This window comes from Delftia sp. (assembly GCF_059499305.1).
Window position 1 is genome coordinate 200,767 of record NZ_JCABYI010000033.1, and the last position, 21,924, is coordinate 222,690.

Annotated in this window: 19 protein-coding genes; 8 read left to right on the plus strand and 11 right to left on the minus strand. The window is 68.6% G+C overall.

Annotation, left to right across the window (positions count from 1 at the left end; translation table 11 throughout):
* The first annotated feature begins 94 nt into the window (after positions 1–94).
* A complete protein-coding gene (gene gshA, locus AC5I49_RS24205; RefSeq protein WP_310037473.1) occupies positions 95–1,624 on the plus strand; it encodes a glutamate--cysteine ligase in 1,530 nt (509 codons plus the stop codon).
* A gap of 7 nt (positions 1,625–1,631) precedes the next feature.
* On the opposite strand, the gene AC5I49_RS24210 is transcribed toward gshA, so the two are convergent.
* Both AC5I49_RS24210 and AC5I49_RS24215 read right to left on the minus strand, forming a co-directional pair.
* A complete protein-coding gene (locus AC5I49_RS24210) occupies positions 1,632–1,844 on the minus strand; it encodes an oxidoreductase-like domain-containing protein (protein ID WP_016450464.1) in 213 nt (70 codons plus the stop codon).
* A gap of 2 nt (positions 1,845–1,846) precedes the next feature.
* A complete protein-coding gene (locus AC5I49_RS24215) occupies positions 1,847–2,089 on the minus strand; it encodes a hypothetical protein (RefSeq protein WP_013803403.1) in 243 nt (80 codons plus the stop codon).
* 168 nt (positions 2,090–2,257) lie between these two features.
* Between AC5I49_RS24215 and ylqF the strand changes: the two genes are divergently transcribed.
* Positions 2,258–3,211, plus strand: a complete 954-nt coding sequence (ylqF, locus tag AC5I49_RS24220) for a ribosome biogenesis GTPase YlqF (protein WP_016453899.1) — start codon at positions 2,258–2,260, stop codon at positions 3,209–3,211.
* Between the two features lie 126 nt (positions 3,212–3,337).
* Positions 3,338–5,626 (plus strand): putative bifunctional diguanylate cyclase/phosphodiesterase, encoded by a 2,289-nt coding sequence (locus tag AC5I49_RS24225; protein ID WP_026062425.1) that lies wholly within the window; start codon positions 3,338–3,340, stop codon positions 5,624–5,626.
* A gap of 42 nt (positions 5,627–5,668) precedes the next feature.
* Here the strand turns inward: AC5I49_RS24225 and AC5I49_RS24230 are convergent, their stop codons facing one another.
* The gene (locus AC5I49_RS24230; protein WP_034367124.1) at positions 5,669–6,877 is read right to left on the minus strand and encodes a M20 aminoacylase family protein; all 1,209 of its coding nucleotides are present in this window, start codon (positions 6,875–6,877) and stop codon (positions 5,669–5,671) included.
* 233 nt (positions 6,878–7,110) lie between these two features.
* Between AC5I49_RS24230 and AC5I49_RS24235 the strand changes: the two genes are divergently transcribed.
* Positions 7,111–8,103, plus strand: a complete 993-nt coding sequence (locus tag AC5I49_RS24235) for a DHH family phosphoesterase (RefSeq protein ID WP_017405579.1) — start codon at positions 7,111–7,113, stop codon at positions 8,101–8,103.
* Here AC5I49_RS24235 and AC5I49_RS24240 read toward each other — a convergent pair.
* Positions 8,043–8,912 (minus strand): pseudouridine synthase, encoded by an 870-nt coding sequence (locus AC5I49_RS24240; protein ID WP_227472521.1) that lies wholly within the window; start codon positions 8,910–8,912, stop codon positions 8,043–8,045. The genes AC5I49_RS24235 and AC5I49_RS24240 overlap by 61 nt on opposite strands.
* A 228-nt stretch (positions 8,913–9,140) precedes the next feature.
* Between AC5I49_RS24240 and AC5I49_RS24245 the strand changes: the two genes are divergently transcribed.
* The gene (locus AC5I49_RS24245) at positions 9,141–10,139 is read left to right on the plus strand and encodes a diaminopimelate dehydrogenase (RefSeq protein ID WP_495790018.1); all 999 of its coding nucleotides are present in this window, start codon (positions 9,141–9,143) and stop codon (positions 10,137–10,139) included.
* On the opposite strand, the gene AC5I49_RS24250 is transcribed toward AC5I49_RS24245, so the two are convergent.
* A complete protein-coding gene (locus AC5I49_RS24250; RefSeq protein WP_016450471.1) occupies positions 10,136–11,509 on the minus strand; it encodes an MFS transporter in 1,374 nt (457 codons plus the stop codon). The two genes, AC5I49_RS24245 and AC5I49_RS24250, sit on opposite strands and share 4 nt — an antisense overlap.
* Positions 11,510–11,599: 90 nt before the next feature.
* Here AC5I49_RS24250 and AC5I49_RS24255 point away from each other — a divergent pair, with 90 nt between their 5' ends.
* Together AC5I49_RS24255 and cls are read left to right on the plus strand one after the other, a co-directional pair.
* Positions 11,600–11,947 (plus strand): MoaF-related domain-containing protein, encoded by a 348-nt coding sequence (locus tag AC5I49_RS24255; protein ID WP_012204400.1) that lies wholly within the window; start codon positions 11,600–11,602, stop codon positions 11,945–11,947.
* Positions 11,948–12,304: 357 nt separating this feature from the next.
* A complete protein-coding gene (gene cls, locus AC5I49_RS24260; protein WP_016450472.1) occupies positions 12,305–13,756 on the plus strand; it encodes a cardiolipin synthase in 1,452 nt (483 codons plus the stop codon).
* A 64-nt stretch (positions 13,757–13,820) separates the two neighbouring features.
* Here the strand turns inward: cls and AC5I49_RS24265 are convergent, their stop codons facing one another.
* Positions 13,821–14,663 carry an META and DUF4377 domain-containing protein gene (locus AC5I49_RS24265; RefSeq protein WP_016450473.1) on the minus strand — a complete coding sequence of 281 codons (843 nt, stop codon included), beginning with the start codon at positions 14,661–14,663 and terminating at the stop codon, positions 13,821–13,823.
* Positions 14,664–14,993: 330 nt separating this feature from the next.
* Between AC5I49_RS24265 and AC5I49_RS24270 the strand changes: the two genes are divergently transcribed.
* The gene (locus AC5I49_RS24270; protein WP_016450474.1) at positions 14,994–15,572 is read left to right on the plus strand and encodes a DUF2242 domain-containing protein; all 579 of its coding nucleotides are present in this window, start codon (positions 14,994–14,996) and stop codon (positions 15,570–15,572) included.
* 24 nt (positions 15,573–15,596) lie between these two features.
* On the opposite strand, the gene AC5I49_RS24275 is transcribed toward AC5I49_RS24270, so the two are convergent.
* The 5 genes from AC5I49_RS24275 to AC5I49_RS24295 form a co-directional block, all read right to left on the minus strand.
* On the minus strand, positions 15,597–16,478 hold the full coding sequence (locus AC5I49_RS24275; protein WP_016450475.1) for a peptidoglycan DD-metalloendopeptidase family protein: 882 nt from the start codon (positions 16,476–16,478) through the stop codon (positions 15,597–15,599).
* 94 nt (positions 16,479–16,572) lie between these two features.
* The gene (locus AC5I49_RS24280) at positions 16,573–18,699 is read right to left on the minus strand and encodes a DUF3300 domain-containing protein (protein WP_495790019.1); all 2,127 of its coding nucleotides are present in this window, start codon (positions 18,697–18,699) and stop codon (positions 16,573–16,575) included.
* 161 nt (positions 18,700–18,860) lie between these two features.
* On the minus strand, positions 18,861–19,178 hold the full coding sequence (locus AC5I49_RS24285) for a DUF2322 family protein (RefSeq protein ID WP_016453887.1): 318 nt from the start codon (positions 19,176–19,178) through the stop codon (positions 18,861–18,863).
* A 56-nt stretch (positions 19,179–19,234) separates the two neighbouring features.
* Positions 19,235–19,951 (minus strand): class I SAM-dependent methyltransferase, encoded by a 717-nt coding sequence (locus tag AC5I49_RS24290; RefSeq protein WP_047325724.1) that lies wholly within the window; start codon positions 19,949–19,951, stop codon positions 19,235–19,237.
* A 127-nt stretch (positions 19,952–20,078) separates the two neighbouring features.
* A complete protein-coding gene (locus AC5I49_RS24295) occupies positions 20,079–21,887 on the minus strand; it encodes a glutamine--tRNA ligase/YqeY domain fusion protein (RefSeq protein WP_047468446.1) in 1,809 nt (602 codons plus the stop codon).
* Positions 21,888–21,924 lie beyond the last annotated feature (37 nt).

Consider the following 21,924-nt stretch of genomic DNA (forward strand, 5'->3'; position numbering starts at 1 on the left):
CGTTTCTCTATCATTCGGCGTCCGGGTCGGGTCCGCCGGGAATCCTGGTGGTTTCCGTGTGGGCCGATGCCCATCAACGAATCGGTAAACAAGAATGAAAACATCGCAGGCATCCATGGCGGTTCCCGGTCCTGAGCGGCTCAAGGGCATACGCCGTGGCATAGAAAAGGAGGGCCTGCGCGTGCTGCCTTCCGGCAGCCTGGCACTGACGCCGCATCCCCTGGCGCTGGGCTCGGCGCTCACGCATCCGCACATCACCACCGACTACAGCGAATCGCAGATCGAGCTGATCACCGGCGCGCGGCTGGGCGTGCAGGAATGCCTGGACGAACTGGTGCAGATCCACCAGTTCGTGCTGCGCAGCCTGCGCGATGCGGGTGGCGAGATGCTGTGGTCGTCCAGCATGCCCTGCCAGCTGCCCACGGACGAGACGATTCCGCTGGCGCGCTACGGCTCCTCGCACTCGGGCCGCTCCAAGAGCGTGTACCGCATGGGGCTGGGCCACCGCTATGGCCGGCGCATGCAGACGATTTCGGGCATCCACTACAACTGGTCGCTGCCCGGCGTGACCAGCGACCAGTATTTCTCGCTGATCCGCAATTTCCGGCGCCATGCCTTCGTGCTGCTGTACCTGTATGGCGCGTCGCCCGCGCTGTGTCCCTGTTTCGTCGAGGGGCGCGAGCACCGGCTGCAGCCGCTGGGCAATACGGGCCAGGCGCTGTACCTGCCCCACGCCACCTCGCTGCGCATGGGACGCCTGGGCTACCAGAGCGATGCGCAGGCCAGCATCAACGTCAGCTACAACGGCCTGGAAGGCTATGCGAATTCGCTGTACGACGCGCTGACCCAGCCCTATCCCGCCTATGAGATGCTGGGCGTGCGCAACCCGGGCGGCGACTACAACCAGCTGGGCACGGGCCTGCTGCAGATCGAAAACGAGTTCTACGGCACCATCCGCCCCAAGCGCACCGTCAGCCGCGGCGAGCGCCCGCTGCACGCGCTGCGCGAGCGCGGCGTGGAGTATGTGGAAGTGCGCCTGATGGACCTCGATCCCTTCGAGGACGTGGGCATTGCCGCGCCCACCATGCGCATGCTGGACGTGTTCCTGCTGCACTGCCTGAACGCCGACAGCCCGCCGGATACGCCGGACGAGATCGCGGAACTCAAGCACAACCAGCACCTGACGGCCGAGCGCGGCCGCGAGCCGGGCCTGCAGCTGGTGCGCGCCGGCCGAGAAGTGCCGCTGCGCGACTGGGCCCATGAAGTGCTGGCCCAGTGCCGACCCTACGCCCAGGCGCTGGACAGCACCCACGGCACGCAGGACTACAGCGCCGCCCTGGCCCAGGCGCTGGAGCGCCTGGAGCACCCCGAGAGCACGCCGTCGGCCCATGTGCTGGGCGAGCTGACGGGCGCATACGGCAACAGCTTTGCGAACTTCACGCTGGCCCGGTCCGAGCAGGCCCGCGACTCGCTGCTGGCCCTGCCCTGGAGCCAGGCGCAGCAGCAGCGCTTCGAGCAATGGTCGGCGCAGTCCGTGCAGGAGCAGCGCGACATCGAGGCCGCGGACACGCTGTCGTTCGAGGAATGGCGCCTGCGCTACATGGCGCCGGAGAACCTGCGCTGAGCGCGCTTCAACCCCGCCCGGCGCCCAGCGCCTGGCCTGCGTCCTCGCACCAGAACAGCACGGCGTCGTAGAAGCCCTCCCAGACGCAGCCGTTGCAGCCGCGGCCGCAGCAGCTCGTGGGCTGGGGCGGCGCAGGGCGCAGTGCAATGCCTGCGGCCTGGGCGCGCTGCTGCCACAGCTGGATCTGCGACAGCGCCTGCTCCAGCGGCCCCTGCACCATGCTCAGCGCCGCGCCTTGCTGCGGCGCACCGCAAACAGCACGATGAAGGCCGTGCCCAGCAGCAGGGCGAACCAGCCGACCAGGTACGACTGGGCCATCATCTGCACGATGCCCCCGGGCGCCATGAACTGTGGCGCCAGCAGAATCACCAGCCCGATCACGGCGCAGGTCACGCCCTTGATCAGCAGTTCGATGTCTGCCTTGCGCGAGGCGGAGCGGGACGAGGGGGTATCGGGCAAGGACATGGGCAGTGAGGCTGGGCGTAAAAGCGGGGGACAATTGCGGCTTGCGCAAGAAAAAATGGAAGTCTGCGGGTTGCGCCGGGGCGCCGCGCGTTGTTGCATCCTGTCTGCGCAAGCCATGAATTATCCTTGCGCCCCTGCCAGTCCCCCCGTTTCCCAGAAAGTAATCCCATGGCCATACAGTGGTTCCCCGGTCACATGAATCTCACGCGCAAGGTGATCACCGAGCGCGTCAAGGAAATCGATGTGGTCATCGAAGTGCTGGATGCGCGCCTGCCGGGGTCGAGCAGCAACCCGCTGCTGCAGGAGCTGACGGGCCACAAGCCGCGCCTGCAGGTGCTCAACAAGCAGGACCTGGCCGATGCCGCGCGCACGCCGCTGTGGCTGGACTGGTACAACGCCCAGAGCGACACGCGCGCCATTGCGCTGGACGCCTCCGAGCCCGCGCCCACGCGCCGGCTGATCGAGGCCTGCAAGCTGCTGGCGCCGAACCGTGGCGGCATGGCCAAGCCCATGCGCGTGCTGATCTGCGGTATCCCCAACGTGGGCAAGTCCACGCTGATCAACTCCATGAGCGGCAAGCGGCAGGCCAAGACGGGGGACGAGGCCGGCATCACCAAGCTGGAGCAGCGCATCGTGCTGGCCGACGACTTCTACCTCTGGGACACGCCCGGCATGCTGTGGCCGCGCATCATCGTCGAGCAAAGCGGCTACAACCTGGCCGCCAGCGGCGCCGTCGGCCGCAACGCCTATGACGAGGAACTGGTGGCGCTGGAGCTGCTGGGCTATCTGCAGAAGAACTACGCGGACATGCTGGAGGCGCGCTACAAGCTGGGCCTGGACAACGAACGCATCGCCGCCCTGCACGACGACGAGCTGCTGGACGCCATCGGCCGGCGCCGCGGCGCCATGATGGGCGGCGGACGTGTCAATGTGCAAAAGGCGGCCGAGCTGGTGCTCACGGATTTCCGCGCAGCGGTCCTGGGCCGCATCACGCTGGAGACTCCCGAGGAGTACGCGCAATGGCTGGCCGTGGGCCAGCAGCGCGATGCCGAGCGCCAGGCGCGCAAGGACGCCGTCAAGGCGCGCAAGCGGCCGCCGCGCGAGCGCAAAAGCGCGCCCTGAACCGGCGCCCGCATACCCTGTTTGGTGCAAGAGCGCGTCCGACCGGGGCGGTGGCACAACCACCACAGCCGCAGGCGGCGCCGACCGCTAGCATGTTGAGTGTTCTTTCTCTGTTGGGGCTTTTTCATGCGGCGTCATCGAGTCGAGGCGGAAACCCATTTGTCCCTGCGCAGGGTGGTCCTGGTGGGCAGCATATGGATCACCAGCCTCACCGTGATGCTGGCCATGGCGCTGCTGATGCAGGACCCCGTTCCCTGGCTCAGCGTGCGGCTGAACCTGGTTGCCGCAGGCGTGAGCTTCGGTGCCGTGCTGCTGGGCTGGCGCCGGCACTGGCGGCTGGCCTCCAATGTGCTTGTCTGGGGCACCTGGACGGCGGCCGTGACCGTGGTGGCCGCCACGGGCGGCGTGCAAAGCGGTTCGGTGCTGGCCTTTCCTGCCCTGCTGGTCATGTGCGCCTGGGTGCTGGGCGTGCGCACCACGCTGGTCATGCTGGTCCTGTCCGTGCTGACCATGGCCGGTTTCTGGGTGGCGGGCCGGGAAGGCGTTGACTGGATCGGCCAGCGCGAGACCTCGCCCGTGTTCTCCATGCTCTACTTCGTGGGCATGCTGGGGCTGACGGGCACGGTCACGCTGATGGCGCGGCGCAGCCTGATCCGCCGCGCCCAGGAGCTGCAGGACACACTGGGCGCGCTGGAGCAGCACCAGGACGATCTGCGCAAGTTCTACCGCGCCGTGGAGCAGAACCCCGAGAGCATCGTCATCACCGACGTGCACCAGAACATCGTCTATGTGAACGAGGCCTTTTTGCAGCGCACGGGCTTTGCGCGCAACGAAGTCCTGGGCCAGCCCACGCACCGCTACTCCACCATGGGGCTGGATGCTCCGGCCTGGGAAGAGGCGCTGCACCAGCTGGGCCGGGGCGCGCTGTGGCGTGGCCAGATGACCAACCGCACGCGCCAGGGCGAGGACCTGCCCGAGGCCGTGCTCGTGGCGCCGATACGGGCCTCGGACGGCAGCATCGTCAACTACGTGGAACTCAAGCAGGACCTGTCCGAGCGCATGCGCGCGGAGCGCCAGATCCATGCGCTGGCGCATTTCGATGCGCTCACCGGCCTGCCCAACCGCCTGTCGCTGACCCAGCGGCTGCGCGCGCTGGCGCGCGAGTTCCGCGAGGGCGGCAAGGGGGGCGAGCCGCGCCACGGCCTGCTGCTGCTGGACATGGACCGCTTCACGGCCTTCAACGATGTGCGCGGCACGGTGCGCGGCGACGCGCTGCTGGGCGCGCTGGCGCTGCGCCTGGCCGATGCCCTGCCCGACGGCGTGCTGCTGGCCCGCATGGGCGCCGACGAATTCGCCGTGCTGCTGGAGAAGGCAGGCCACGAGGCCGCCGAGGTCGACCAGCACATGCGCGCCCTGGCCCAGGTGCTGCAGGACGCGCTGGAGCGGCCGCTGTGGCTGGAGGAAACCGGCGAGGAAGTGCAGGCCAGCTGCAGCATCGGCGCGGCCAGCTTTGCCGCCTCGCGCACCGACAGCGGCGGCCATGACGTGCTGCGCCGCGCCGGCGTGGCCCTGCACCAGGCCAAGCAGGCCGGTCTGGGCCAGGTCGTCATCTTCCAGCCCGACATGGCCGAGGCCGTGGGCAAGCGCTTTCGCATCGAAAAAGACCTGCGCCGCGCCATCCCTGCCGGCGAGCTGCAGCCCTACCTGCAGTCCCAGGTGGACCGCATGGGGCGCTGCGTGGGCGCCGAGGTGCTGGTGCGCTGGAACCATCCGCGCCTGGGCATGGTCGAGCCCGGCGACTTCATTGCCGTGGCAGAGGAGTCGGACCTGATCGTGCAGCTGGGAGACTGGATGCTGGAGCAGGCCTGCCGCATGCTGGTGCGGCCCGAATTCGTGCAGCACGGCTGGCGGCTGTCGGTCAACGTCAGCTGGCGGCAGTTCCGCCAGCCCGATGTGGTGAACAAGCTCAAGCGCATCCTGGCCACCACCGGCGCCGACCCGCGCCGGCTGACGCTGGAGGTCACGGAAAGCGTGGTCATGCGCGACGTGGACGAGGCGCGCGAGCGCATGACCGAGCTGCAGCTGCTGGGCGTGGAGATGGGGCTGGACGACTTCGGCACCGGCTATTCATCGCTGGCCTATCTGCAGCGGCTGCCGTTCCGTGAACTCAAGATCGACAAGTCTTTTGTGCAGGACTGCCATGCCTCGCCCGGCAATGCCGCCATGGTCGAAGCCATTTTGCTCATGGCCCGTCGCCTGCACCTGCGCGTGGTGGCCGAAGGCGTGGAGACCGAGGAGCAGGCCGGCACCCTGCGCGCCTGGAACCAGGATGTGCTGTTCCAGGGCTACCACTACGGCCGGCCGCTGCCTGCCGCCGAGTGGGTGGATCTTCAAGTGGGGGCGGCCGGCGTCTGAGGCCGTAGGCACGCCAGGGTCGCGGCCCTGGCGCGGCCTGTCTCAGTCCCTGGCCTGGTTGGCGGGCTGCTCCAGCCAGCGGCGCGCCAGCAGATCCCAAAAGCGTGCGCCACGTCCCAGGTTGTCGTCGTTGAAGTCGTAGCCGGGATTGTGCAGGCCCACGCCGGGCTGGCCCGTGGCGGGACCGTTGCCTATCCAGCCATAGGCGCCGGGCACGGCCTCGAGCATGAAGCCGAAGTCCTCGGCCGTCATGGCCGGCAGGATGTCGGCGTGGGTGCGGTCCTCGCCCACCGCCTCGCGCATCACATCGGCCATGAAGCGGGCCTCGTGCGCGTGGTTGGTGGTGTTGGGGTAGCCGGGCTTGAGGATGAACTCGGCGCGGCACAGATGGGCCGCCGCCACATGCTCGCTGATGCGCTGCATGCCTTCGATGAACATCTGCTGCGTCTCGGTCCTGAGGGCGCGCACCGTGCCGAAGATGCTGGCCTCGTCGGGAATGATGTTCTCCACCGTGCCGCTGGTGATCTTGCCCACGGTGAGCACGGCGCTGTCCAGCGGATCGGTGCTGCGCGACACCAGGGTCTGCAGCTGGCCGACGATGGCGCAGGCCACGGGAATCGGGTCCAGCGTGGTGTGGGGCATGGCAGCGTGCCCGCCCTTGCCGTGCACGCGGATCTCGAAACGCAGCGTGGACGCCATGATGGGCCCCACGCGCACCGCCATTTCGCCGGCAGGCAGGGCAGGCCAGTTGTGCAGCGCGAACACGGCCTCGCAGGGGAATCGCTCGAACAGGCCATCGTCCATCATGGCCTTGGCGCCTGCGCCGCCTTCCTCGGCGGGCTGGAAGATCAGGTGCACCGTGCCATCGAAATCGGGCTGCTGCGCCAGCAGCGTGGCCGCACCCAGCAGCATGGTGGTATGGCCGTCATGGCCGCAGGCATGCATGCAGCCCGGGTTCCGGCTGGCGTGGCCGAAGGCATTGAGTTCCGTCACCGGCAGCGCATCCATGTCGGCACGGATGCCGAGGCTGCGGCCCGGGTTGGCGGCGCTGCGCCCCCGGCCGTGGATGCTTGCCACCACGCCGGTCCGGCCCAGCCCGCGATGCACCTGCAGCCCCAGCGCCTGGAGATAGGCCGCCACCTTGTCGCCGGTGCGGTGCTCCTCGTAGCGCAGCTCGGGGTGGGCATGCAGGTCGTGGCGGAACTTCAGCAGGGAGCCGAGATGGGGGGTGATGTCGGGTGTGGATCGCATACAGGGGCCGCGACGGCCTGCACGCCAAGCGGGTCCGCAGGCGGTCGCAGCAATTCAATGACAAGGCGGACATGATAGGTCCTGGGGTTTGCCTATGCCGTCTGCCGCGCCGATAGGCCTTGTGCTGCCGCGGCTTTGCGCTACGTTCTTTGATAGCTGCCCGCGCAATGCCCTGGCCCGGGAGTTGGCGCAGATGCAGGGGAATGGCGCCAGGACCGACAATCGCCCCCATCATGAAAAACACCATCCTGCCCCTGCAATTGTTCGTGCGCCCCGAGCATGACGATCCCCAGCCCCTGATCCTGTACCACGGCCGCCGCTGCCCGGACGGCTATGGCGCAGCGCTGGCGGCCTGGCTGTTCTACGGCGGGCAGGCCGAATTCCGCGGACTGGACCATGGCGAGATCCAGAAGGCCGACGACCTGGGCGAGCTGGCCGGCCGCGCGGTCTACGTGCTGGACTTCGCCTTCGAGCCCGAACTGATGGCCGAGATCGAGTCGCGCGTGTCCAAGCTCGTGGTGCTGGACCACCACAAGAGCGCTGCCGAAAAGCTCACCGGCTACCAGTGCCGCTGCGGCGTCGTGCACTTCGACATGAACAAGTCCGGCGCGCGCCTGGCCTGGGAGTTCTTCCAGGCCGACAAGCCCGTGCCGGGCCTGATCCGATTCATCGAGGACCGCGACATCTGGAAGTGGGAATTCGCCGAGAGCGCGGGCTTTCTCGCGGCGCTGGACATGGAGCCGCGCAGCTTCGAGCGCTGGGCCGAGATCGCGGCCTTCACGCCCGAGCAGGAAGCTGCCTTCATGGCACGCGGCGGCGCCATGGACGAGAAATTCCAGAAGCTGTGCGCCGACATTTCCGAGTCCGCCCAGCCCCTGGTCTTCAACGGCATGCAGGGCCTGATGGTCAACTGCCCCGGCATGTTCCACAGCCAGGTCGGCGACCTGCTGGCGCGCCAGAGCGGCAGCTTCGCGCTGATGTGGCATGCCAGCACCAAGGGCGTGAAGGTCGGGCTGCGATCGCGCTCGGAGTTCAACTGCATTGCGCTGGCCGAAAGCTTCGGCGGAGGCGGCCATGCCCAGGCCTGCGGCTTCAAGATGGGCAACGAGCGCCTGGTGGAGCTGCTGTCGGGCGTGCTCAAGGCCGATGCCTCGGCCGACTACGCCTACGTGGCCGCGCCGCTGATGGAGCAGCCTGAAACGGGCGCGCCTGCCGAAGCTGCCTGATCCAGCCCGGCCGTCGCCGGCAGGCCCGCACAGGCCTGCCAGCCGGGCAGGGCGCACAGCGCGCGCCATTGCTGCACATCGGGCACATGGCCCAGCCGGCTCCAGTCGGCCTCCAAGCGCAGCGGCTCGCCCGTCATCGGGTGCGCCAGCTCCAGCGCATGGGCATGCAGCCACAGCCGCTGCAGGCCCAGGCGCTCGGCCCACCAGCGGTTCAGCGGCCCCTTGCCGTGCGTGGCGTCGCCAATGATGGGATGGGCCACATGCTTGAGATGGCGGCGTATCTGGTGGCGCCGGCCCGTGGCAGGCAGCGCCTGGACCAGCGAGATCCGCGTGGCCGCATGGCGCGGATCAAAGGCCTCGGGCCATTCCAGGCGCGCCAGGCAGCGCAGCGAAGTCCGTGCGGGCTGGGCTGGCGCGTCCTCGGGCGCATCGTCGGGTCGGAGCGCGTGGTCCACCTCCACCGCATCGGGCAGCCAGCCGCGCACCAGCGCCAGGTATTGCTTGCGCACTTGCTGCCCGGCAAACGCCTGGCCCAGCCGCTGCGCGGCCTGGGCATGCAGGGCCATCACCAGCACGCCGCAGGTGCCCTTGTCCAGCCGGTGCGCAGGGTGCACATGGCAGCCCAGCTGGTCGCGCAGGGTCTGCAGCACGAAGCGCGTCTCGTGCGCGTCCAGTCCCGTGCGGTGCACCAGCCAGCCTGCGGGCTTGTAGACCGCCACCAGGTGCTCGTCGCGCCAGAGGATGTGCAGCGGTGCGTCGCCGCACTCCGAGGGCAGCGGCTGGGCGATGGGGGATGAGGGCTGGGACATGAGGGCGTGAGTGTAGGCGCTGCTGTCCACCACGGCCCTCGACCCACTCCCAATGCCCCTGCCCAACATCGCCGCTCAGTACCCCCGCGCAGGGCAACGCAGTGCTGCCCGGCAGTGCACGACTGGCGGCTCCGTGGCGATGCAAGATCGCGCCTGGTTCTGCGCTGGCGCATGAACCTCATTTTCGAGCCGCAGTTTTTGAACCTCATCGCAAAGGCACCGCACCGCATGGACCATCGCAGCACCGCTCCCATCCGCATCGCCATCGTCGGCCACGGCAACCTGGGCCGTGGCGTGGAGGCGGCCATTGCCCGCAACCCCGACATGGTGCTGGCCGGCATCTACACCCGCCGCGATCCGGCGCAGCTGCGTCCGCTGCAGCCCGGCACGCCCGTGCACGACATGGACAGCCTGCTGGCCCATCGCGCAGGCATCGACGTGCTGGTGCTGTGCGGCGGCTCCAAGGACGACCTGCCGCAGCAGTCCCCCGCGCTGGCCGCACATTTCAGCCTGGTGGACAGCTTTGACACGCATGCGCGCATTCCCGGGCATTTCGAGCTGGTCGACGCGGCGGCCCGCGCGGCGGGCACCACGGCGCTGATCTCGGCCGGCTGGGACCCGGGCATGTTCTCCCTGCAGCGCCTCATGGGCGAGGCCCTGCTGCCCGATGGCGCCACCTACACCTTCTGGGGCAAGGGCCTGAGCCAGGGGCACTCCGACGCCATCCGCCGCATTCCCGGCGTGGCCGGCGGCGTGCAGTACACCCTTCCCGTGGACGAGGCCGTGCAGCGCGTGCGCAGCGGCGTGCGGCCCGAACTGTCTGCGCGCGAGCGGCACCGGCGCGAGTGCTTTGTGGTGCTGGAGCATGGGGCCGATGCCGACGGCGTGCGCCAGGCCATCACCGGCATGCCGCATTACTTCGACGAGTACGACACCACGGTGCACTTCATCAGCGCGCAGGAGCTGGCCCGTGACCATGCGGCCATGCCGCATGGCGGCTTCGTCATCCGCAGCGGCAGCAGCTCCGATGGGCTGCGCCATTCCATCGAATACCGGCTGCAGCTGGACAGCAACCCGGAGTTCACGGCCAGCGTGCTCGTGGCCTATGCGCGCGCCGTGCACCGGCTGCAGCAATCGGGGCAGACGGGCTGCAGGACCGTCTTTGACGTGGCGCCCGGCCTGCTGTCGCCCAAAACTGCGCAGCAGCTGCGGGCCGAGCTGCTTTAGCCCTGGCCCACGCGGGCCGCGTCTTCCAGCCGGTCCACGTCGCGCAGCGGCTTGAACAGGGTCATCCAGCTGCCGACCACGCCCAGTGTGCACAGGCTGCCCACCACGGCAGCGGGCACCGCGCCCAGCCAGGCGGCGCTGGTGCCGGCACGGAACTCGCCCAGTTCGTTGGACGAGCCGATGAACAGCATGTTCACCGCGTTCACGCGCCCGCGCATGGAGTCGGGCGTGGAAAACTGCACCAGGGCCGAGCGGATGTACACGCTCACCATGTCGGCCGCACCCGCCAGCATCAGCGCCGCCATGGACAGCCAGAACCAGTGCGACAGCGCAAACACCAGATTGGCCACGCCGAAGATGGCCACGGCGGCGAACATCACGCGGCCCACATGGCGCTGTATGGGGCGGGCCGACAGCCACAGGCCCATGGCCACCTCGCCCACGGTCATGGACGAGCGCAGCAGGCCCAGGCCTTCGGGCCCGACCTTGAGCACCTCGTGCGCGTACACGGGCAGCAGGGCCACCACGCCGCCCAGCAGCACGGCGAACAGGTCCAGCGAAATCGTGCCCAGGATGATGGGGCGCGTGCGGATGAAGTGGATGCCTTCGCCAAAGCGCAGCCACAGCGAGCCGCCGGCCGGCGCCATGGCTTCGGCATAGCGCACGGGCACCGTGCCCAGCAGCAGCACGGCCAGCACCAGGGACACGCCGCAGACCGCATAGGTCAGCACGGCGCCGCCCCAGGCGTAGAGCAGGCCGCCCAGCACGGGCGCCGCGATGGCGGCCGTGCGCATCAGCATGCTGTTGGTGGCCAGCGCCTGGGCCAGCTGCTCGCGCGGCACGATTTGCGGCAGCAGGCTTTGCAGGGCCGGCCCCGTGAAGGCGCGGCTGCAGCCGAACAGCACCAGCACGGCGTAGATCCAGTGCACATCGTGCGCGGCAGCGCCCTCGTGCCAGGACAGCCACAGCAGCAGCAGGGAGCACAGCGCCGCCACGGCCCAGCTGCCCGACAGCAGGCGCTTGCGGCTCATGCGGTCGCTGAGGTCGCCTGCCGGAATCAGCAGCGCCAGCATGGGCAGGAACTGGGCCAGTCCCACATAGGCCAGGGACATGGGGTCGCGCGTCAGGTCGTAGACCTGCCAGGCGACGACCACGGCCTGCATCTGCTGGGCGAACATGGACAGCATGCGCGCCATGACGAAAGGGACGAAGGCGCTGTTGCGCAGGCCGGCAGCGGGGCTGTCGGCCGAAGTGGGGGGAAGCGGGGAGGAGGGCAAGATCGGAAGTCCGTGGCAGAGCACGCGCAGTATCTGCGAAATGCCGCCGCCCTGCAGGCCGAACCGCCTGCGCCATGCTGCCGACGAAGGCATGCGGCCTGCTCCCACAAACACCGGGGACGCGGCGCGTGAACATGCCATCACGGGTCAGGCCAGAACCCCGCATCAGAGGAGCAACACACCATGTCCATGTTGTCCATGCAATACGCCGGCACCTTGATCGGGCGCGAAGCGGTCATCGATTTCCCCGATAGCAAGGCTGATGTGCGGTACACGCCGCAGGGCCAGATGGTCTGGCATGTGGTCGATTCCCTGGGCCATGTGTCCGACGGCTGTGAACGGCTCAGCTACCTGCAGGTCAGCGACAGCCTGCACTTCCTCAACTGGATCGAGAAAACCGGTTTCACCGTCAGCCAGGTCATAGACACGGCGCAGGGAACGGTGCAGGCCTTCTGGTCCTTTGCCGATCCGGCCAGCGAGGGCGGCCACCGGTCCTCCATGTTCGTCGAAGGCCGTTTCCGCTTTCGCTGAGAACCCTGCCGGTGCTGCGTGAAACATTGCGGCGGCGGCGCAACATGCCTGTTTTTTGAGCGCCACCGGCAAAGCCAAGGCTGGCGCCGCAAACACGGGTTGTCCCGAAGCTTGTCCACAGGCAGGCCCACAGTCGCTGGGCATAACCGTCACGCCATCGTCATTTTCTTCATCCAACGGAAAAGTTCCGTGGGATGTGTGCGTGTACTTTCGTCATGATTCAGGTTTTTCGTGGAATTCTGTTCCTGTATCCATGGCCGGGGGGGGTAGCCGCCCGCCGCAGATCAAGGCCCGTGCCCCCGTGAAACATTGCGCGCCTGAGAAACAGGTCCGCAATGCCGCCGCTATGCTGGCCGCATGACCTGGCTGCTTATCGCATTGCATCTGCTGCTCATCGCGGGTTTCGGCCTGCGCATCCTTTTGCGTGACGATGTGCGCCCCGACGTTCGCATGGGCTGGCTCACCGTCATCGTGCTGCTGCCCTACGTCAGTTGCGCGCTGTACTACCTGTTTGGCGAAGTCACGCTGCGCCGCCGCGGCCGGGCCCGGTACCGCAAGGTGCAGGACTTCGCGGCAGGCGCTGCCATGGACCACGGCGCCGCCGTGCCGATAGCGGGCATCGCCCCGCAGTGGCAGGCTGCCTTCGGCTATGCGGCCTCCATCAACCGCTTTGCCGCACAGCCGGGCCACACCGCGCAGCTCATGGCCGATGGCGCCGAGGCCCGCGCCCGCATGCTGGCCGACATGGACGCCGCCCAGCATGAAATCAACGTGCTGTACTACATCTGGCTGGCTGATCACACGGGCACGGCCGTGGCCCAGGCGCTGGTGCGCGCGGCACGGCGTGGCGTGGTCTGCCGCGCCATGGTGGACGGCCTGGGCTCGCGCGCGCTGCTGCGCACCGACCTCTGGCAGCAGATGGCCCAGGCGGGCGTGCAGCTGGCCGTGGCCCTGCCCACCAGCCATCCGATCCGCGTGATGTTCACCAGCCGCCTGGACCTGCGCAACCACCGCAAGATCACCGTGATCGACCAGCGCATCACCTACTGCGGCAGCCAGAACTGCGCGGATGAAGCCTTTGCCGTCAAGGCCCGCTATGCGCCCTGGGTGGATGTCATGCTGCGCATGCAGGGTCCGGTGGTGGCGCAGATGCAGCAGGTGTTCGCCAGCGACTGGGCGCAGGCACGCAGCGTCGCCCAGGTTCCTCCCATGCCGTTGGCTGTCCGGTCCGCAAACGGTCTGCCCGACCGGCCTGCAGGCGGCTTTGCCGCCGTCGTCATTGCCGAAGGCCCGGCCGAGCGGCCCCGCTCCACCTCGCAGCTCGTGTCCACGCTGCTGGCCAGCGCACGGCGCGAGGTCGTGATCTCCACCCCTTACTTCATTCCCGACGCCACGGTGCTCGAGGCCCTGTGCGCCGCCGCCTGGCGCGGCGTGCAGGTCAGTCTCATCCTGCCCGCGCGCAACGATTCGTGGATCGTGGGCGCGGCCAGCCGCAGCACCTACCGCTACCTGCTGCGTGCCGGCGTCATGCTCCATGAATTCCGCCCCGGCCTGCTGCATGCCAAGACCCTGTGCGTGGACGGGCAGGTGGCTTTGCTGGGCTCCACCAACCTGGACCTGCGCAGCTTCGACCTGAACTTCGAGAACAATGTGCTGCTGCAGGACGAGGCCGTGACCCAGGCCATCCGCCGGCGCCAGGCCGACTACATCCGCCAGTCCGACCGCATCACCGCCGCCCAGGTCCACGCCTGGCCCTGGGGCCGGCGCATCTGGAACAACCTGCTGGCGATGCTCAGTCCGGTGCTGTGAGGCGCAGCCCACAAAAAAGGCCTGCGCAGTGCAGGCCTTCAGGGCTGTGGGGCAGCAGGCGCGCTCAGCGGCCCACGCGCTCGCTCTCGACCACCATGTCCAGCACATAGGCGTAGGCCGATGCGTCGGCCGGCACGTTCTGGCGCTTGTAGCGCTGGATGCGCAGCACGTTGCGGATGCCGGGCTCGTGCTTGTAGCCCTCGATCTCGCTGTAGAAGTTCTCCCACTCGCCGGTGGAGGTCTTCACGCCGTTGTCGCCGTAGCGGATCTCGCGCACGCGCAGGCACTGGAAGTCCTTGATCAGCGGGTGGTTGCAGGCCGTGCGCTGGGGCGCCACTTCCAGGAAGATGCGTTCGCCTGCGCTGCCGTACTGGGTCTGGGCCGTGGGCGAGCCGTCGAGCTGCCAGCGCGTGCCGTCGATGAAGGTGAGCGTCAGGCGCGCAGGCTGCTTGCCTTCGCCCAGTTGCACGGACCATTGCTTGGCCGTGGGCAGGATGCGGGCCACCTTTTGCTCCAGCGCCATCAATTGGTCGTCATCGCAGGCCATCAGCGTGCTGGCGGCGCGCTGGGTGGCGATGCGGTTGCCTTCGGTGCGGTAGCCCGTGGTCACCACGTTGCACAGGTTCTTGACGGCCAGGCGCTGGTCGGCGAACTCCAGTTGCAGGGGCCGCTTGCGCGAGGCGGCCGTCAGGAACCAGCTCTGGTCCTCGGTGCCCTGGGGCGTGAAGGCCTGGCGAAGACTCCAGTGGTAGGCGGTCAGCGATTGGGCGTCACCGGGCGGGCCGGCAGGAGCCGACACCTGGGGCTTGGCGCCGTCTTCGGCGTTGCCGCCCTTGTCGATATGGCTGCAGGCGCCGAGCCCCATGGTGACGATCACGGGCAGGCACCAGGTCCAGCTTGGCTTCATGTTGAGTTCCTTGGTTGATGGGTACAGGTACAGGCGCAGCGGCGGCAGGCTTGGGCAGCCCGGGTGCGGCATGAGCCGCACCGGCCCTGGCCGAACCGGGGCACCATAACGCAGATGCGCGGCGGCGCTTGTCAGAACGGGGCGCTATTCACATTCGTTTGCATCTATTTGATGCAGACGGAAAAACCGATTGCTGCAAAGTTGCCGGCCATTGCATTGCGCTCGGGTGAGAATAGGCGGCCAGCCGCCATGCCATCCGCAGGCAGCGGCACCGGAGCAAGGAGCAGGTTCGTGTATCGACGTTGGAGTGCAGCAAACAGGGGGCGTGGCATGCGCTGCGCAGGGGCTTTGGCCGTCATCATGGTGCTGGCGGGCTGCGGCTCGACGATTCCCCAGCATGTGCCGGTGCAGGAGAGCTTCGGCTCCACCGAGACCTTCTCGCGCATGTTCGATGCCTCGCCGGCCCAGACCTGCGAGGCCGCGCGCCGCGCGCTGCTGAGCCAGGGCTACATCGCCATGGCGCGCACGGCCGAACTCATAGAAGGCAGCAAGAGCTTCCAGCCCGACCCGGAGCTGAACCTGCAGATGAACATCCGCGTGGTCTGCGTGCCGGAGACCGCCGACGGCCAGGTCAGCATCGGCTTTGTCACGGCGCTGCAGGACCGCTATACCCTGAAGAAGAGCGCCAACTCGGCCAGCCTGGGCGTGGGTGCGCTGGGGTCCGTGTCGCTGCCGTTCTCCTCGGGCAGCGACTCCATGGTCAAGGTGGGCAGCGAGACGATTGCCAAGAGCGGCTTCTACGACAGCTTCTTCGAGCTGGTCTCGCGCTACCTGGCGCAGGACCGCGACTCCATCGCCGTGCCCACGCCGGTGGCGCCGCAGAACACCATTCCCTCGGCCGACCACTGACGCCGGCGGGCGCCACAGCCCCGTTCACGCCGCCAGGAACAGCGCCGGATCCACCATGCTGCGGTTGAGCATCACGCCCCAGTGCAGGTGCGGGCCGGTGACGCGGCCCGTGGCGCCGACCTTGCAGAAGGCCTCTCCCGTGTCCAGCTGATCGCCCAGCTTGCACTGCACGCTGCTCAGGTGGCAGTACATGCTCAGCAGGCCACCGCCGTGGTCCAGCCACACGGTGCCGCCGTTGAAGAAATAGTCGCCCACGTCCACCACCTTGCCCGGCAGCGGCGCGACGACGTTGGTGCCCGTGGCTGCCGCGATGTCCATGCCGCTGTGCGGATTGCGCGGCTGGCCGTTGAACACGCGGCGCAGGCCGAAGCTGCTGCTGCGCCGGCCCGGCACGGGCTGGCGCATGCGCAGGTCGCCGGGGCGTGCGGGCGGCTCGGTGAACAGCGCCATGATGGTCTGCTGGTGGGCGCGCTCACGCTGGTAGCGCGCATCGTCCTCGGGCGACAGGTCCACGGTCTTGGGCGAGACCTTCAGGCGCTGCTCGGTGTACTTCTTGTCACGCACCTCGTAGGCCAGGGAGCGCGCTGCGCCTTCGCCCTTCACGGTCACGCTGTGGGTGCCAGGTGCGGCCGACAGCGCAATGCCGACCACGGCCGTCCATTCGATCATGTCGCCCACCACCAGCACGGGCACGTCGCCGGCCAGTACCTGGGGCCGCTGGGATGCGGGCCCCAGCGACAGGCGGGCCACGCCGCCGGGCACGCGGCTGTCATGGGGCCAGGGGGATTCGCTGGAGGGCGCTGCGGCCTTGGCGGCCCAGGAGGGAAGGATCAGGCCCGCGCCCGAGGCGCACAGGGATTGCACGAACAGTCGGCGGGAGCGGGGATTCGTCGTCGGTATCTGCATGGATGAAGCGGCGGGCTTGGCGCCGGCATGGGGCCGTTATCGATCGCCCCATTGTCCGCCAAGCGTGCGCCAAGCCAAACCTCTGCCGGGCCGTTCAGCGGTCCCGGCGTTCGTCACGTCCGCCGCGCCGTTCCTGCGGGCGGGATGCGTTGGCCATACGCTGCTGCTGTTGGCGCTGCTCCTGCTGCGCGCGGGCCTGCTGCTGCTGGGCGCGCGCCTGGGCCTGCTGTGCCTGCTGGAGCTGCATGCGTTGCTGCTGCGCCTGACGCTCCTGCATCTGGGCCTGTCGTTGCGCTTGCTGCTGCGCCTGTTGTTGGGCCTGCATTCTGGCCTGCATCTGTTCCTGCGCACGGGCTTGTTGCTGTTGCTGTTGTTGCTGCAACTGCTGCTGGCGGGCCTGCATCTGCGCCTGTTCGCGGGCCTGGTCCCTGGCCTGCATCTGCATCTGTGCCTGGCGCTGGGCCTGTTGTTGCTGCCGTTGTTGCTGTTGCTGTTGCTGCCGCGACTGCTCCTCGCCACGCAGGCGGGCGGTCTGCATCTCCATCTGCTGTTGCTGCTGCTGGCGCATGCGCGCGGCATCGGCCATGGAACGGTCGCGGTCCTGCCGGTCCTGCTGCCGCATGCCCTGCTGCGCGGCGGCAGACGACCACGAAGGCACGCGGGAATCGCGGCCCCGCTCGCCCGGCATGGCGGCAGCGGGCAGGGCGGCTGGCGGGCGCTGCACCCCTGCAGCCTGGGTCGAATGCGGAGCCTGCGGCCACTTGCCGAACTGGCCCGGCTGCGAGGCCGGCACCGGGTTCATCCTGGGCTGCAACGCTGCCTGCGGCCGGTCATCGGGCCGCAGGCCCGGGCGGCCGCGATCGGCGCCGTCATGCCGGGCAGATCCTTGCGTGGCGCCGGGCGGCAGCATGCCTTGGGAAGACGCCGGCGGGCCGCCCTGCGGTGGCCTCAGGCCCAGCCGCTGCGGCATGCCGCCATGCGCGGCGGCGGCCGCGCCTGCCATGCCGGCGGCGCCGGCCAGGGCCGCCGCGGCCATGCCGCCCGGGCGCGGATCGCCGCCCTGTGGCGGGTTGGGCGGGTTGCCGGCAGGGCGGGGCTCGACGTGCGGGTTGTTCGCGATGTGGGTGACGTTGCCACCGTTGTTGATCTGCGTGTTGCGGATGTTCTGCACCACCGTGGTCGAGCGTGTCACATAGGTGTTGTTGTTGTAGATCACGGCTGGCCGGCGCGAGGGCGGTGGCGGCGGCTCGTTGCGGTGCCAGCGGTAGCCGGGCTCGCCCCAGCGCATGCCCCAGGAGTTCCAGCCCCAGGGGCGACGGTCCACGGACTCGGCGAGGATCACGCCTGCGCCAAAGCCGATCAGCCCCGCCACCACGGGCGCGGCCGAACTGCCCACGTAGACGGGCTGCGGCGCCACGATGGGGCGGTAGCCGCCATACACCGGCAGCGGCTCGCCATACACCACACCCGGGTCGTACTGCGGCACATAGACGGTGTCGGGCTGGGCGGGAGTGATCTCGATGAACTGCGAGGGCGCATCGATCACCGGCACCGGCAGCATGGACGACAGGGGCTCGCCCATGTCCTGGGGCGCTGGCTGGGGATCGCGCGGCGGGGCGTCGGGCGCGGCCACGGCCACCTTGAGCCGGCTGGAGTCCTTGAGCGTACCGGCCCTGTAGGCGCGCTGGCGCATTACCTGGATGGCGTTCATCACGTCGGCCGGATCGTTGTAGTAGGCCCTGCCCAGGGCCGTAGTCCAGGGAATGTTGGAAGACAGCTGCGCCAGCACATTGGGAAACTGGGCCAGGGACTTGACCGACGGGTCCCAGTCCTGGCCGTTGACGGCGTCCTGCAGCTCCTGGGGCTTGAGGCCCGGGTTCTGCCCCAGCCAGACCTCGGCGGCGCCGACCTGGTCGGGATAGGTGGAGGCGGCCAGCACCTGGGCCACAAGCTTGTCGGGGTACAGCGCAATGGGCGCCACCATCTGGTAGAGCGTCTCGGCCGACGGCGGCACATAGGCCACGGGCGTGGCGACGGGCTGGGCGCTTTCGGTGGCAGGCGGCAGCGGCGCGCTGGCGGCCTGCGGGGGCTTGTCCTGGGATTCGTTGCAGGCGCTCAGCGCCAGGGCGGCGGCCAGGCCCAGCACGCTCAGGCGCAGGGCGCCGGCGTGGGAAGCTGAGGGGGCCATGGTGCGTGCTCTGGGCACGGCGGATTGCGGCATTGCGTTCTCCTGGGCAGGAACGCCTTGCGCGCCGAAGCGGCAAGGCACATGTCATTTGAACGCCAAAGTGCACGCTGCGTTGACACCGGCGTGTCAGCCGATGCCCCCAGTCCGCGCAACTTCTGTGACGCGGTGTTTACCCAGGCGGAATCAGGCTGCGATCAAGCCGCGAGCAGGCGGGCCTGGTAGCTCTCGGCGCCCTTGGACCAGGCCAGCAGGCGGTCGATGTTGGGGTGCTTGCCGGGGAAGGCGATGGCGTCCTGCGTGTGCTCGGCATACCACTCCAGGCCCAGTTCGGCGGCGGCCGGCGTGATGCTGCCGCCGTAGAGGGCGGCCAGCGCGTGGTACACGGCCAGGGAGCCGGTCTGGCCGGGCTTGTTCTCGATGGTGGCCACGACCTGGCCCTGGGCATCGGCCAGCTGCAGCGCGGCGAGGTGGGTGACGGTGGGCAGTTGCTGAAGGCGTGCGGAGAAGTTCATGCTGAAAGGCAAATCAAAGAAAGGAAGGCGGAGAAAGAACGATCGGCTCGGGACGATCAGGCCTTGGCGGCAATCCACGCACACCAGAACAGGCTGGAGAAAAAGCGCTTGGCCTGAACGAAGCCGGCCTGGGCCAGCATCTGCTCCACTGCCTCTTCCGAGGCGGGTGGAACCGCGCCCTGCCGGATCTTGCCGAGTTTCGCATGGACGGCGGCCTCGTCCGCGCCTGCCATGCGCCAGCGCATGGCCCAGGCTTCGAGAAACAGCGGCTCGCTGTCGTAGCGATGGCGATTGCAGGCCAGGATGAAGGGCGCACCCGGCGCCAGCCTGGCCGACAGGGCCTGCAGCAGCCTGAGCTTGTCCGCATCGTCAGGAATGTGGTGCAGCACGCCGATCAGCGTGGCCGCGTCGAACACCGTGCCGGCGGGCAGGTCTTCCACCGCACAGGGTGCTGCACGCACCTGGGCCGACAGGCCGGCGGCTGCGATGCGGTCCATGGTCTGGTCCAGCATGGGGGCCGAAGGGTCGGCGGCCGTGAATGTCCACTGCGGCCTGAGCCGCGCCGTGGCCAGGATTTCCTGGCCCGTGCCACCGGCGCCGCCAATCAGCACGGACTTCGGCCCGGCATCCAGGCTGGCTGCCAGCAGGCAGGCCGCCAGCTCGTGGCAGGCGTCGTAGCCGGCCAGGGCGATGCGGCTTTGCGTCTCGTACTCGGCCGCGCGGGAGGTGTCGAACTTGGCGGCGGAAGCCGCCTGTGGCAAGGCTTGGTTCATGGCCTGGAATTGTGCTGAGGCCATGGTCACTGCAAAAGCGCCGATGTGCGATGGCCCACCCCTGCAAAGCAGGATGGTGGGCCATCTTCGGGGGAGCGGTGCAGGTGCCCGCCAGCGGGCCGTGCGCCTACTTGCCCCAGGAGTCCTTGAGACCCGTTGCGCGGTTGAACACGGGCTTGCCCGGTGCGTGGTCCTTGCGGTCGGCCACGAAGTAGCCGAAGCGCTCGAACTGGAACTTGTCGTCAGGCTGTGCCTGGGCCAGCGACGGCTCCACGTAGGCCGTCACGACCTTGAGGCTGTCCGGGTTGAGCAGGGCCAGGAAGTCCTTGCCGCCCGCATCGGGCTGCGGGTCGGTGAACAGGCGGTCGTACAGGCGCACTTCGGCCTGCACGCCGTCGGCCGCGCCCACCCAGGTGATGGCGGCCTTGACCTTGACGCTGTCGGCGCCCGGCGTGCCGCTCTTGGTGTCGGGCACCACGGTGGCCAGCACCTTGGTGACGTTGCCCTCGGCATCCTTCTCGCAGCCCGTGCACTCGATCACGTAGCCGCCCTTCAGGCGCACCTTGTTGCCGGGGAAAAGGCGCTTGTAGCCCTTGGGCGGCACTTCGGCGAAGTCCTCGCGCTCGATCCACACCTCGCGGCCCAGCGTGAAGCGGCGCACCGGCACCTGCTGGCCTTCGGCGGCGTGGGGCAGGGCAGGCAGCTCGCAGGCTTCCAGGTGCTCGGCGCTGCCGAAGACCTCGGCCCAGTTGGTCAGCTCCAGCTTCAGCGGGTCCAGGGCCACCATGCCGCGATGGGCCTGGTTCTCCAGGTCTTCGCGCAGGCAGCCTTCCAGCGTGGAGTAGTCGATCCAGGCGTAGTCCTTGGTCACGCCGATGCGCTCGCAGAAGGCCTGGATGCTCTGCGGCGTGTAGCCACGGCGGCGCAGGCCGACGATGGTGGGCATGCGCGGATCGTCCCAGCCGCTGACGATGCCGTTGTCCACCAGGTGCTTGAGCTTGCGCTTGCTGGTGATCACATAGGTCAGGTGCAGGCGCGAGAACTCGTACTGGCGCGGCTGCGGGGCAGCGATCAGGCCGCCTGCGCGCAGGTGGTCCAGCAGCCAGTCGTAGAACGGGCGCTGGTCCTCGAACTCCAGCGTGCAGATGCTGTGGGTGATGTGCTCCAGCGCGTCCTCGATGGGATGGGCGAAGGTGTACATCGGGTAGATGCACCACTGGTTGCCGGTGTTGTGGTGCTCGGCATGGCGCACGCGGTAGATGGCGGGATCGCGCAGATTGATGTTGGGCGATGCCATGTCGATCTTTGCGCGCAGCACGGCAGCGCCATCGGGCAGCTTGCCGTCGCGCATTTCGCGAAAGCGCGCCAGGTTCTCGGCCACCGTGCGGCTGCGGAACGGGCTGTCCACGCCGGGGCGCGAGAAATCGCCGCGGTTGGCCTTCATGTCGTCGGCGCTTTGCTCGTCCACATAGGCCAGGCCCTGCTCGATCAGGTACTCGGCCGCGCGGTACATGAAGTCGAAGTAGTTGCTGGCGAAGTACAGGTTCTCGTGACCGTCGGCTTCCTTCCAGCCGAAGCCCAGCCAATGGACGGCATCGATGATGCTGTCCACGTACTCCTGGTCTTCCTTCTCGGGATTGGTGTCGTCGAAGCGCAGGTGGCAGGCGCCTTGGTAGTCGCGCGCCAGGCCGAAGTTCAGGCAGATGGCCTTGGCGTGGCCCACGTGCAGGTAGCCGTTGGGCTCGGGCGGGAAGCGTGTGCGGATCTTCGCCACGTCCACCTGGCCCTGGTTGTGGTGGTCGCCATCACCGGGGCTTCCACCCCAGCGGCGCTGGGCGTAGGTACCGTTGGCCAGGTCGGCCTCGATGATTTGGCGCAGAAAGTTACTCGGTTTGACCGGATCTTTGGAGATGGGGGAGGCGTCAGCAGAGCTCATCGCAGCATTGTAGGCGCGCGCCTGCCGACCCGCTCCG